Annotated in this window: 9 protein-coding genes; 7 read left to right on the top strand and 2 right to left on the bottom strand. The window is 42.6% G+C overall.

The genetic code is table 11. The annotated features are described in order from the left end of the window. Positions 1–83: 83 nt before the first annotated feature. Positions 84–707 (bottom strand): DapH/DapD/GlmU-related protein, encoded by a 624-nt coding sequence (locus IGI82_RS13835; RefSeq protein WP_438842349.1) that lies wholly within the window; start codon positions 705–707, stop codon positions 84–86. A gap of 94 nt (positions 708–801) precedes the next feature. Here IGI82_RS13835 and IGI82_RS13830 point away from each other — a divergent pair, with 94 nt between their 5' ends. The 5 genes from IGI82_RS13830 (at position 802) to IGI82_RS13810 (ending at position 7,858) form a co-directional block, all read left to right on the top strand. Further along, the gene (locus IGI82_RS13830) at positions 802–1,995 is read left to right on the top strand and encodes an NAD(P)-dependent oxidoreductase (protein WP_081116350.1); all 1,194 of its coding nucleotides are present in this window, start codon (positions 802–804) and stop codon (positions 1,993–1,995) included. 54 nt (positions 1,996–2,049) lie between these two features. Then, complete coding sequence (locus IGI82_RS13825) at positions 2,050–2,703, top strand: GntR family transcriptional regulator (protein ID WP_005228608.1); 654 nt, start codon at positions 2,050–2,052, stop codon at positions 2,701–2,703. A 135-nt stretch (positions 2,704–2,838) separates the two neighbouring features. Further along, positions 2,839–4,053, top strand: a complete 1,215-nt coding sequence (locus tag IGI82_RS13820; RefSeq protein ID WP_005228609.1) for a quaternary amine ABC transporter ATP-binding protein — start codon at positions 2,839–2,841, stop codon at positions 4,051–4,053. Beyond that, the gene (locus IGI82_RS13815; protein WP_005228611.1) at positions 4,046–5,770 is read left to right on the top strand and encodes an ABC transporter permease/substrate binding protein; all 1,725 of its coding nucleotides are present in this window, start codon (positions 4,046–4,048) and stop codon (positions 5,768–5,770) included. Before IGI82_RS13820 ends, IGI82_RS13815 begins: the two co-directional genes overlap by 8 nt. Before the next feature lie 327 nt (positions 5,771–6,097). Then, positions 6,098–7,858 (top strand): family 43 glycosylhydrolase, encoded by a 1,761-nt coding sequence (locus IGI82_RS13810; protein ID WP_438842348.1) that lies wholly within the window; start codon positions 6,098–6,100, stop codon positions 7,856–7,858. Between the two features lie 44 nt (positions 7,859–7,902). Here IGI82_RS13810 and IGI82_RS13805 read toward each other — a convergent pair whose 3' ends face one another. Beyond that, a complete protein-coding gene (locus IGI82_RS13805; protein ID WP_438842347.1) occupies positions 7,903–8,733 on the bottom strand; it encodes an AraC family transcriptional regulator in 831 nt (276 codons plus the stop codon). Between the two features lie 169 nt (positions 8,734–8,902). On the opposite strand from IGI82_RS13805, the gene IGI82_RS13800 reads away from it, so the two are divergent. Then, a complete protein-coding gene (locus IGI82_RS13800) occupies positions 8,903–11,317 on the top strand; it encodes a glycoside hydrolase family 2 TIM barrel-domain containing protein (RefSeq protein ID WP_438842346.1) in 2,415 nt (804 codons plus the stop codon). Then, the gene (locus IGI82_RS13795; protein ID WP_438842345.1) at positions 11,314–12,801 is read left to right on the top strand and encodes a glycoside hydrolase family 30 protein; all 1,488 of its coding nucleotides are present in this window, start codon (positions 11,314–11,316) and stop codon (positions 12,799–12,801) included. The genes IGI82_RS13800 and IGI82_RS13795 overlap by 4 nt, the downstream gene beginning before the upstream one ends. Positions 12,802–12,810 lie beyond the last annotated feature (9 nt).

The raw sequence follows: 12,810 nt of genomic DNA, 5'->3' as shown, positions 1-12,810 counted from the left end.
TCATTCGGGCAAAGACTTTCGAAGAATGAATGACTGTGATGTGTTATCATTCATTCCTCGTACTAAGCGGAAAAAGTGCATAATCAACGGGTGTATTTTGCTACAAAATCTTCGATTGGGAGGCGAAAGTCTAAATAGCGTGCTTTTAATTCTGCACGATTCCAATTCCACCAAGCGATTTCTTGCAAAGCAGTGATCGTTTCTGGATCAAAGCGGTATTTGATCACTTTTGCTGGAACCCCGCCGACGATCGCATAAGGCGGCACATCTTTGGTTACGACTGCGTTTGAGGCGATCACGGCACCATCACCGACGGTCAAACCAGATTGGATCACGGCACCGTGGCCGATCCAGACATCATTGCCAATGACGGTCGTTTTTGCTTTGCGTTTTTCTAAGAAGGACTCGTCCTTTGGCGCAAATCCATAGCCTTCGCCATTATAGGCAAAAAGATGCTGACTAGGGCGTTCATAGGGATGATTGGTAGGGGCGATGCGGACCATCGCTGCGATACTGATAAAACGTCCTAATTGGCTGTTCTGAATAAAGCAATATTGCCCCGTATAGGTATAATTGCCGATGGAAGAATGATCAATGTGATTGGCTTCGCCAATTTCGACATAGTCTCCTAAAGTTGTGTCTTGAAGCTGCGAGTTTTTGCCAACGATCGGCTGTTCATCTGGAAAATTTGTGATCGATAGGTGCATAGAAATCATCCTCTCTTGCGTATTGCTATCATTTTACCGCACTTTTTTGTACTATTTGACTAATACGCACTAAAGACAAAAGGAGGTCTGCTTTATGGAGACGATTTATCAGTTAGATAAGATGACCGAAACGATAGCTAAGCGAGCAATCAAAAAAGGATACTCGTTAAAAAATCAAGCGGCCCCAGAGGCGCTGTTTGTGCGCAGTTCAACGGTTCCTAACGAATTGATCACTCCAGAATTAGCTGTGATCGCTCGCTCAGGAACAGGCACCAATACGATCGATTTGGCACGGTGTACTCAAAATGGCACAGTAGTTTTCAATAGTCCTGGTGTCAATGCCAATGCAGTCAAAGAGTTGGTGCTATCCAATTTATTTCTCAGCGTTCGCCCCTTATTCAAAGCGATCCAGACGGTAGCCGATTTACAAGAAGAACTAGCGTCCGGTCAAATTGAAGCAGAAGAGGTGTTGAAGGTAGCTGAAGAACGGCGAAAAGAAGTGATTGGCGAAGAATTAGCTGGAAAAACCATCGGTATTTTAGGGTTAGGAGAGATCGGTGAACGGGTGGCAAAAGCCTGTCATCAGCTAGGGATGGAGGTTTTGGGCTATGCCCGAACGAAGAAAGCAGCACACGATTACGAGCAAGTCAGTGACCTGCAAATGCTGTTGACCGAATCAGATTTTGTGGTGGTCTTGCTCCCTTTAAGTCAAGAGACCAAAGGCATGCTGAATCGACAAACGATTCAGCAGATGAAAAAAAATGCAGTGCTGATGAATTTTGGTCGCGGGGAAATCGTGGAAGAAGCAGCCGTCTTAGAAGCATTAGCCAAAAATCAGCTCAAACAATACATCACTGATTTTCCTAGTGCGGGCTTGATCGGACAACCGAAAGTGTTGTGTTATCCGCATATCGGCGGCAGTACTACCAATGCCTTGGAAAAGGGGGACCACGTAGTTTTTGATCGCATGCATGCCTATTTACGCGCTGGGACGATTCAAGAATCGGTCAATTTCCCCCATGCAGAGTTGCCTTTTTTGGCACCGTATCGCTTAGCGCTGTTTTATCACGACAAGCCTGGTGCTTTTGCCCCATTATTGCGGATCATTTCTGAAGCAGGCGTGGATATCGATAATTTGGCGAGTGAGAGAAAAGCCGGAGTTGCCTATACTTTGATTGATCTTGATGAGACAAATGAAACACTGCTGCAAGATCTACAGCAGCAGATACAGCAAGAAACAGCGATCATTCGTGCCCGCTTGATCAAAAATTCGCGAACCAGTGAATAGTTGCCACCAACAATGTTTCTTGTTATGATGAAAAAAAAGTAAAGGAAGTTCATCATGACGAATAAGTTTCAAGATAAAAAGAAGGTCGCTTTGCCTCGTTATCAGCAGATTGCCGTAGCGATCGCGGAACGAATCGTTGAAAATCGCTACCAAGTTGGGCAAAAGATCCATGCACGCTCAACATTAGCCAGCAATTTCAATGTCTCTCCTGAAACAGCCCGCAAAGCGATCAATGTATTAGTTGATTTAGAAATCATGGACGTCCGTCATGGCAGCGGCGCCTATATTGCTTCAAAGGAAAAAGCACAGGCCTTTGTGGAACAATACCAAGATGTGCAGTCGATCCAAGAAATTAGACAAGATATTTTAGACAGTGTGGAGCGGCAGCAGCAAGAGCTGGATAATTTTTCTGACTTGTTGAACACGCTAGTGCAGCAAACCAAAAAGGTACACCACATGAGTCCGTTTGTGCCCTTTGAGCTTCAGCTGACGGAACAGGCGCAGCATTTGGAAAAAAGTATCAACGAATTGAATGTTTGGCAGGCAACAGGGGCGACGATCATAGCGATCCAAACAACCGAAGAATTGTTGTTGTCACCGGGACCTTATGCGAAATTCAGTGCAGGCAATACGATTTATTTTGTCGGGAATGAATTGGCGTTGCAGCGCATGACCAATTTCTTCTATCCAACGGACCATTCAGCGTAATTCTTTTTCCTGATTCCCATGCTTTTTTTGCAAAAGAAAAAGCATTGGGAAATTTTTTTTGACAAAGTGACCACATCTTGTTAAGATAGTATGGTCACTTTCGTGAAATTTTTCAGAAAAAGGAGTATTAATCATTTGAGTAAAGTTAAAGTGGAACACTTAACCAAAATCTTCGGTAAGAAAAAGCAGCAAGCTCTTGCCATGGTCAAAGAACAACGCAGCAAAAACGAGATTTTAGAAAAAACGGGTGCCACCGTTGGGGTCTATGATGTGAACTTTGAAGTCAACGAAGGCGAGATTTTCGTCATCATGGGCCTTTCTGGAAGCGGGAAGTCAACATTGATTCGACTATTGAATCGATTGATCGAGCCGTCTGGCGGAGATATTTACATAGATGGCGTGGATGTTGCCAAAATGAGTAAAGAGGAACTACGAGAAGTTCGCCGTCACAAAATCAACATGGTTTTCCAAAGCTTTGGCCTTTTCCCTCATCGGACAATTTTAGAGAACACAGAATACGGACTAGAAGTCCGTGGGGTCTCGAAAGAAGAACGAACAGCGAAAGCGGAAAAAGCGTTAGAAAACTCAGGATTGCTTTCTTTTAAAGACCAATACCCTGACCAGCTGTCTGGAGGGATGCAACAGCGTGTGGGACTTGCCCGTGCGTTAGCCAATGATCCAGAGATCCTCTTGATGGATGAGGCCTTTTCAGCATTAGATCCGCTGATTCGCCGTGAAATGCAAGATGAACTTTTAGAATTGCAAGCCAATGTTCAAAAAACGATTATCTTTATCACCCATGATTTGAACGAGGCCTTGCGGATCGGTGACCGGATCGCTTTAATGAAAGATGGTCAGATCATGCAGATCGGTACAGGAGAAGATATTTTGACGAATCCTGCCAACCAATACGTGCGTGATTTCGTGGAAGATGTCGATCGTTCCAAAGTCTTGACTGCGCAAAACATCATGGTCCCAGCATTGACGACGAACATCGAGATCGATGGACCAAGCGTAGCATTGAACCGGATGCGGAAAGAAGAAGTCAGCATGCTGTTAGCCGTCGACAAACGTCGTCACCTAAAAGGAAGCCTGACAGCCGAGTCTGCTCGTGAGGCACGGAAAAACAATCTGACCTTGAAGGAAGTTATTGATAAAAATGTTAAAAAGATCGATAAAGATATGCTGGTAACGGATATCTTCAATTTGATCTATGATTCGCCTACACCTTTAGCCGTGGTAGAAAACGATCGTTTGATCGGAGTCGTGATTCGCGGAAGTGTGATTGAAGCATTGGCTGAGACTGATTCAGCCGCTCAAGCAGAGGAAGGGGTAGTGACAAATGGATAATTTCTTACAACATACGATTCCGGTGGCTGATTGGGTCGAAAACTTTACTGATTGGCTAACAGGAACTTTCAGTGGATTGTTTTCAGCCTTACAGTCTTTCGGACAATTTATCATGGACGCTATTACAAATGTATTATTGTTTGTACCACCGTTATTAATGATCGTCTTATTGACGGCTGCTGCCTTTTTCGTTTCACGCAAAAAATTCGGCTTGCCAGCCTTTACTTTTGTCGGGTTGCTGTTCATCTATAACCAAGGGTTATGGACAGACTTGATGAACACCGTCACGTTGGTCTTATTGTCGAGTTTGGTTTCGATCATCATTGGGATTCCACTAGGGATCTTAATGGCGAAAAGCGAAAAAGCGCAAAGTATCGTGACGCCGATCTTAGACTTCATGCAAACGATGCCTGGTTTCGTTTATTTGATTCCTGCGGTTGCTTTCTTTGGGATCGGGATGGTTCCAGGGGTCTTCGCCTCAGTGATCTTTGCTCTACCACCAACCGTTCGGATGACGAACTTAGGGATTCGCCAAATTTCTCGTGAATTGGTGGAAGCCTCTGATTCCTTCGGTGGGACTGGCTGGCAAAAACTGATCAAATTAGAATTGCCACTAGCCAAAAGCACTATTTTGGCTGGGGTCAACCAAACCACGATGCTGGCATTATCAATGGTCGTGATCGCGTCAATGATCGGTGCTCCTGGGTTAGGGCGCGGCGTCTTGTCCGCCTTGCAACGAGCACAAGTCGGTAACGGATTTGTCAGTGGGGTATCCTTAGTTATTTTGGCGATCATCATGGATCGCTTTACCCAGAATTTGAATCGTTCGGCACATCAAAAAGCAGCCAGCAAGACAAGTCGCAAACAAAAACGTCTTTTTGGCGGGATTGCTGCAGCGGCAGTCGTTGCTTTGATTGGCGCATCGTTTGCCTTTGGAAATGTTTCTGACAGCAAAGGCACGGTGAACTTGGCGTATGTCGAATGGGATACGGAAGTTGCATCTACCCATGTGGTGGCAGAAGTTTTGTCGCAAATGGGCTACGAAGTCAATACGACGCCTTTGGATAATGCCATCATGTGGGAATCGGTGGCAAAAGGGGAAGTTGACGGGATGGTCGCTGCTTGGCTGCCATCTACGCATCAATCCCAGTATGAACAGTACCAAGACCAAGTTGAAAACTTAGGTCCTAACTTAGAGGGGGCAAAACTGGGGATCGTTGTACCAAGTTATATGGATGTAGATTCCATCGCAGACCTTTCTGACGAAGCTGGAAAAACCATCACTGGTATCGAACCAGGCGCTGGTGTCGTAAATGCAGCGGAAAATACGGTTGCAACTTATGACAACCTTTCCGATTGGAATGTCGCTACCTCTTCTTCAGGAGCGATGACAGTGGCATTAGGCCAAGCCATCAAGAACCAAGATGAGATCGTTATTACTGGCTGGTCTCCACATTGGATGTTTGCGAAATATGATCTGAAATATCTGGATGATCCAGAAGGAACAATGGGTGAAGCAGAAAGCATCAACACTGTTGTACGCCAAGGATTAGCAGATGACATGCCAGAAGTCTACGAAGTACTTGATCGTTTCAACTGGACACAAGAAGACATGGAAGAAGTCATGTTAGCAATCAATGACGGAACGTCAGCCGAAGATGCAGCCAAAGATTGGGTAGCCAATCACCCAGAAGAAGTTGCTGCTTGGACGAACTAACTTCTTTCAAATAAATGTATAAAATCTTCAATCGATTTTAATGTTGAGAAAGCACGCATCCACCTTCGGATGTGTGCTTTTTTTGATCGTTTATTTGCTGCACAAACTTCAGGTAAAAAGAAAATGAGCAAACAATGACCGATGATTTTTGACAAGAAATAGCAAAGAATGGCCAGTCAATGGAGTCGCTCGTGTAAGAAAATAGAAAAGCAAGTGTTTCAAAATCTTATAAAAGTTCGTTCATCAACTTATACAAATTCACGGGAACTTCTATAAAATGAGAGAGAAGGAAGTCGAGTGCCTAGAGAAGGAATTAGGAGGGATTGGATGACGGCTTATTTATTTTGTCATTTCACTGGCGAGCAAAAAAATGGTGAACAAGTATACTTTAGTGTGAGCAAGGATGGGTTGACTTTTACAGATTTAAATCAAGGCCATCCCGTTTTGAAAAGTGATCTTGGGGAAAAAGGAGTCAGAGATCCTTTTCTAGTTAAGGGAAAGGACACGTATTATCTCATTGCGACAGATTTGCGTATTGAAAAGGGACTTGGCTGGGCAAAGGCTCAAACCAATGGTAGCCGCCAGATGGTTATCTGGTCATCAACGGATCTTGTGTATTGGACAAACCCATGGACCGCAACGATCGCTCCAGAAGATGGCGGGAATTTGTGGGCGCCAGAGGCAATTTATGATGCAGAAAAAGAGACATTTTTTGTCTATTTTGCTGCAAATGTCAGTGGAAAACATAAGATTTATTCTGTTTCTACCAAGGATTTTCAGACGTTTACTGAGCCAGTGCTATTTATTGAAAAAACGATGGATGTGATCGATACAACGATTGTTTTTAGTCAGGGGTATTATTATCGTTTTACAAAAAACGAAGAAAATAGTCGCATTTTTTTAGATCGCAGTCAACAGCTGACAGGAGACTATCAGGAAGTAACTTCTGAATATCTCGCTCAATTAGAAGGGGTTGAAGGACCGCAATTGTACCAATTACCTGATGGCAAATGGGCGCTGATCGTAGATCACTTTAAAAAAGGCACCGGATATGGGATCGCAGTAAGTGATGATCTCGCAACAGGCGTTTTCGAACCTGTTTCTGCCTTTGACTTCGGTCAATCTATCAAGCGCCATGGTGGAGTGATTACGATCACAGATGATGAGTACCAACGATTACTGACCTATTATCAACAGAAAAACCCGGTTTTAGATGGTCTTTATGCAGACCCTGATTTGGTGTCATTTAACGGGAAATTTTACTTATATCCAACATCAGATGGTTTTACCGATTGGTCTGGGACAAGCTTTTCGGTATTTGAATCAGAAGATCTTACTCAGTGGACAAATAAAGGAACGATCCTTGATCTAGCATCCTCGCAAGTGAAATGGACGATCGGTGGTGCGTGGGCACCTTGTACAGCAGAAAAAGAAGGAACGTTTTATTTTTACTTTACTGGAAAAATGGCGGATGGACGCTCAGGAATCGGTGTCGCTTATGCGGATCATCCAACAGGTCCCTTTATTGCAGATGAGAAACCGCTTTTGAGTCCTGACCTTATCGATGACTATGGGTTAAACATGAGTCAAGTCATTGATCCATCTGTTTACGTAGAAGCTGGAAAGTACTATCTATTGTTTGGCAATTCTGCGGGAGGAACGGCTGCGATCGTAGCGTTGGGAGATGACATGCGAACAGTCAAACTTGATACGCTAGCAGAATATCAAGGGCTGGAAGATTTTCGAGAAGCCATTACCGTTTTGAAAAAAGATGATTTGTATCATTTTACTTGGTCGGGAGAAGATACCCGCAGCGAAGACTATCATGTGAATTATGGTACCTCCTCTTCATTGTATGGACCGATTCACTATCATTATCCTGTCTTACAAAAAAATGGTGAAAAAGGCATTTTAGGAACCGGTCATCACAGTATTTTAGAGCATTCTGATAGGTATTATATTGCTTATCACAGCTTTGCTGTTCCACTTAGTAAGTATCCAGAAGAAGCCCGCGGATTTCATCGACAGGTTCGCATTTCCCCATTAGATTTTGACGAAGCAGGCTATATGAAGCAAGTAATCGTATAAGAAAAAGGGTGCAGCGATGCATCCTTTTTTGTCTGCAAATTCAGTTAGTTTCTTTTACGAACGTTAGAAGGAGCAAGATGATAATGCTTTTTAAATAGTTTACTAAAATAAAAAGGATCATGATAACCTACTTTTTCTGCGATTTCTTTGATGGTCAAATTGGTATGAAGCAACAGCTCATAGGCATGTTTGAGCCGAATCTCGATCAAATATTTAATCGGACTACGACCAGTGATTTTCCGAAAGACTTTTGAAAGTTGGGCAGGACTAATATAAAGCATGTCTGCTAGCATTTCCAATGTGATGTCTTCTTGGTGATGATTCTCCAAATAATAAATCGTATGGTTCACTAGCGTTTGTTTTTGTTTATCTTTTTCAGAGATCGCTGCCAGGCAATTGTTTGGATCGGAGGGCGTCAAACTTCTTAAAATCAAAGCTAGCATTTCGAGAATGATTCCTTTGCCCATCAAATCGTGATGAAGGTTATGGCTATTGAACTCCTGGGTCAGCTGCCAAGCTTTTTTGAAAAACGCTTCTTGATAAATTCCCAAGTCTAGTAGGGGATTTTCATTTGGAAAGGTATTAAAAGGAAGTCCTTCGATCAGAATATTGGAAAGGCCGATATGAAGTTCATGGGATTCCATCCCAGCCGGATGGATTTCAGTATGAGGAAGACCAGGGTTAAAAAGGAGGGCATCTCCAGTAAATAACCTTGTGCGGGTCTCATTAAATTCGTAATCAACGGTTCCTTCTAATACGATGCTGATCTCAATGAAATCATGATGGTGGTAGCCCCGAAGATTTTTCTTTTTATTCCAAAAGTCAACGACATAAATAATTTCAGGATTAAATATATTCGAATGGATGTGGTACATAGTTCCCTCCTATTACCTACGAAAAGGTAGGCGCTTTTTTTCTTCATATCATATAATACATGAAAATGAATCGGATAGACTATGTTCTTCATTAAATGTTTTAGTAAAATTAAGTGAAAGAAAGCGATTTCTTTACTTGAGTATTGGTAAAAGGGAGGTTAGGGATTAAATGGAAAAACGTTTTTTGAATGAATGGCGATTCTCAAAACAAGAAGAAAAAGAAGCATGGAAAAAAGATTTTGATGATTCTACTTGGGAAAAGGTAACGATTCCTCATGATTGGGGTGTCTCTTATCCCTTTGAAAAACACTTTTCAAGCGGAACAGGGTATCTACCCGGAGGGATAGGTTGGTATCGAACCAAACAGTCGCTGCAAGCGTTGGGTGACCTTACGAATAAAGTCGTAAAAATTCATTTTGAAGGTGTTTATAAAAACGCTCGGGTTTGGATCAATGGCTATCATATGGGGATGAGACCTTCAGGATATGCTTCATTTTATTATGATTTGACAGAGATTTTAACTTACAATTCGGATGATAGCTTGCTTATTAGTGTCCGTGTCGAGCACACGGATTTGGCAGATTCAAGATGGTATAACGGAAATGGAATCACGCGTCCCGTTTCTCTTGAAATTCATGATTCTATTTATATCGACGAATACGGAACGAGTTTTTCAACCCCATGTGTTACAGACCAGCAAGCAGAGCTAGTGATTGAACATCGGCTAGTAAATACCTTAAAACAAGACCGTGTTGTTAGGATCGAACAAATGCTGGAAAGCTTACAAACGGAAAAAGTGAGGAACATAAGTCAGGAAATCCAACTTAACGCAGGGGAACGCCGCACAGTCACATTGAAGGCAAAAATTGAAAAGCCAGAGCTATGGTCACCTGAAGTGCCGAATCTTTATCAGCTACGAACAAAGCTGAGCTATCAAGAAGAATCCTTGAAGGAAAATGAGAGCGTATACAACGAGTATGTCGGGATCAGATCCTTTCAATTTGATGTCAATGAGGGTTTTTCTTTAAATGGGCAGCAGCTGAAAATCAAAGGTGTTTGCTTGCACGAAGATGCGGGCTCTTTCGGTACAGCTGTTCCGATGGAGGTATGGGTACGGCGTTTAATAAAGTTAAAAGAGATGGGGGCAAATGCGATACGAATGGCACACAATCCTCATTCGTTTGCTTTGTATCGTTTATGCGACACCATGGGATTTTTAGTCTTTGATGAAGCATTTGATGAATGGGAAAATCCTAAAAATAAATGGTGGCAAGGTCATAATGTGTATCCACCCAAGTTAGAAGGAGCAGCAGAACATTTTCCAACTTGGTATGAAAAAGATTTGGAAAATATGATTTTACGCAATCGAAACCATCCATCGATCATTGCTTGGAGCATTGGCAATGAGATTGATTATCCCAATGATCCATATGCTAGTCCATTGTTTGCTGAAATGACAGGGAATAATGACAATAGCAAACCAGAAGCTGAGCGTATCTATAATCCACATCGCCCTGATATGAGAAGGTTACGCATGATAGCCGAAAAGCTGGTCCGTTTGAGCAAAACACTTGATCCGACTCGACCAGTTACCTTGGCAGCAGCTTTTCCAGAATTATCTACGAAAATTGGCTTGATCGATCACTTGGATGTCGTTGGCTATAACTACAAAGAACATCTATACGAAGAGGATCATCGCAAATTCCCAGATAAACCTTTTATTGGGAGTGAGAACAGTCACGGGTTTAAAGAATGGCAAACGGCAAACACTCTTCCGTATATCGCTGGACAATTTTTATGGACGGGCATTGATTATTTAGGGGAAGCCCATGGCTGGCCAATTCACGGATCTGGGGCAGGCTTATTGACATTGGCTGGTATTGAAAAGCCTAGTTATTACAAGAGAAAGAGCTGGTGGAGTCAAGAACCGACTGTTTATTTGACAACGATTCCTTACGAGAAAAACAAACGAAGAGCAGAATGGGAACCCACCTATCGAAAATGGTCTTACCCAGCTGAGCAAGAAATTGAAGTAAGGTGTTATACAAATGCAAAAGAGATTCGATTGAAGGTTGGCAACTTGGAAGTACCCAATGTTCGTTATGATGATACCTTTGGTTATTATGTTGCACGGATCAACTATCAGCCAAAAACCTTGTCGGTGGAAGCGGTATTTGAAGAAACGATTCTGCATGATGAAATAAGACCCGAAGCAGCGCCAACTTCTTTGGTAGCTATGAACTATGAAATTCCTCAAAGATGGCGGGAGAAATTGGCTGCTACCGATTTAACACTAAATAAGAACCTTCATCAAATCGAATGCCAAGTCTTAGATTATGCTGAAAATCCGTTAGCAGCAGAAGTAATGGTCTATGTAGAAGTCGAAAATGGGACATTACTAGGTTTGGAGAATGGTGATCTAGCAGATACTACCGCTTATACAGAGTCATTCCGTCGAACGATGCAAGGAAAGTTGCTTTGCTTTGTAGCAGGAGCGCGCAAGAAAGAGACAGTTGTGTCGCTGCGCTCACCTGGACTACCAGATACACGATTGATTCTAAAGAATAGAGAGGGAAGTACATGATAAAAAAGCGGACACTCCTTATTCCTTTGGTCTTATTGAGTATACTGACAGCGTGTGGAACGGTCGAGGAAAATACACAGAAAGAAAAAGAGCCAGAGACAGATGAAGTCATTGAAACGGCGACGATCACCTTAAATACGGCAGAAACCTATCAGACAATTGAAAGCTTTGGCGCAAGTGGAGCTTGGTGGAGTCAAGATGTCGGTGGCTGGATCGAAGAAGAAACAGCAGAACTTTCGAAGCGAGAATATATCGCAGAATTATTATTTGATCCGCTTGAAGGGATTGGCTTGACGTCGTATCGCTACAACTTAGGCGCCGGAAGTACGTTACAAAATAGTCCTCGCATTGGAGATCCCTGGCGACGAGCAGAAAGTTTTGAAGAAGGACCCAAAGTCTATGATTGGTCGAAGGATGAAAATGCACGATGGATGCTGAAAACAGCGGTTGATTATGGAATTGATGATATCTATTTATTCGTCAATAGCCCATTGACGAGGTTAACGAAAAATGGTTCTGCATATGGTGATCAGCTGGAAGAAAAACGCAGTAATCTAGCTCCTGAGAATTATCAAGCATTTGCTAACTACGTCTATGATGTAACGGAACACTTCTTAAAAGAAGGCATTCCCGTCACGCATGTGTCGCCAATCAATGAACCACAATGGGATTGGACTGGTGGCCAGGAGGGAACCTACTACGATCCAGCTGAAGTAGTCGCACTCTTAGAGGTATTTATTGAAGAAAAACAAAAAAGACCAGAGTTGAAACAAATAGCGCTATCGATGCCTGAATTAGGAGAATGGGCAAACACCAGCAAGGAATATTTCGAAGCAATCATCGAAAATGATACATTGATGAATTACTTTGACACGTGGGAAATCCATTCATATTGGACCACTTACGTCGAGAAAATGAATTTTAAAGAGTGGTTAGACGAAAAGGAAATCGATGTTACCTTAAAAATGTCAGAGTGGACAGAAATGATCAATGGTCGCGACTACACTATGGACTCTGCCCTAAACTTAGCCAACGAGATGCACGATGATTTAACGATCCTTGATGTGGTTGCTTGGCAATATTGGATCGCAGTCAGTAGTTACGATTATCGAGATGGTCTGATTTATGTAAATTTGGGTTCAAAAGAAATTATTCCGACAAAAAGACTTTGGGGGATGGGAAATTTCAGCAAGTTTATTCGACCAGGGTACACGAGAGTTTCCGCAATCAGCGACGACAAAGAGGTGAATGTTGTAAGCTTTTTGGGGAAAAATGAAGCAAACGAAGAAGAACTTATTACAGTGCTTATCAATAATAGTTTTCAGGAAAAAGAGATTGATCTTCAAGGCGTCGGATTTGACGAAATCATCAGCTATACGACAGATAGTGAGTCTGATTTAAAAGAGCAGAGCATCGCTTCTCAGGCTCTGACAATCCCTCGGCAATCGATCGTTACCTTGAAGAGCGTTACAACGAATGAATAAGAAAAGGGG

Source organism: Enterococcus sp. AZ067 (genome assembly GCF_051715005.1).
GTDB classification, from domain to species: domain Bacteria; phylum Bacillota; class Bacilli; order Lactobacillales; family Enterococcaceae; genus Enterococcus_D; species Enterococcus_D casseliflavus.
This window is presented reverse-complemented; position numbering and strand designations above follow the sequence as displayed.

Excerpts from the sequence above, each read along its gene's own strand:
- IGI82_RS13795 (WP_438842345.1), top strand. The coding sequence starts at position 11,314 with ATGATAAAAAAGCGGACACTCCTTATTCCTTTGGTCTTATTGAGTATA.
- IGI82_RS13810 (WP_438842348.1), top strand. The coding sequence starts at position 6,098 with ATGACGGCTTATTTATTTTGTCATTTCACTGGCGAGCAAAAAAATGGT.
- IGI82_RS13835 (WP_438842349.1), bottom strand. The coding sequence starts at position 707 with ATGCACCTATCGATCACAAATTTTCCAGATGAACAGCCGATCGTTGGC.
- IGI82_RS13825 (WP_005228608.1), top strand. The coding sequence starts at position 2,050 with ATGACGAATAAGTTTCAAGATAAAAAGAAGGTCGCTTTGCCTCGTTAT.
- IGI82_RS13805 (WP_438842347.1), bottom strand. The coding sequence starts at position 8,733 with ATGTACCACATCCATTCGAATATATTTAATCCTGAAATTATTTATGTC.
- IGI82_RS13830 (WP_081116350.1), top strand. The coding sequence starts at position 802 with ATGGAGACGATTTATCAGTTAGATAAGATGACCGAAACGATAGCTAAG.
- IGI82_RS13800 (WP_438842346.1), top strand. The coding sequence starts at position 8,903 with ATGGAAAAACGTTTTTTGAATGAATGGCGATTCTCAAAACAAGAAGAA.
- IGI82_RS13815 (WP_005228611.1), top strand. The coding sequence starts at position 4,046 with ATGGATAATTTCTTACAACATACGATTCCGGTGGCTGATTGGGTCGAA.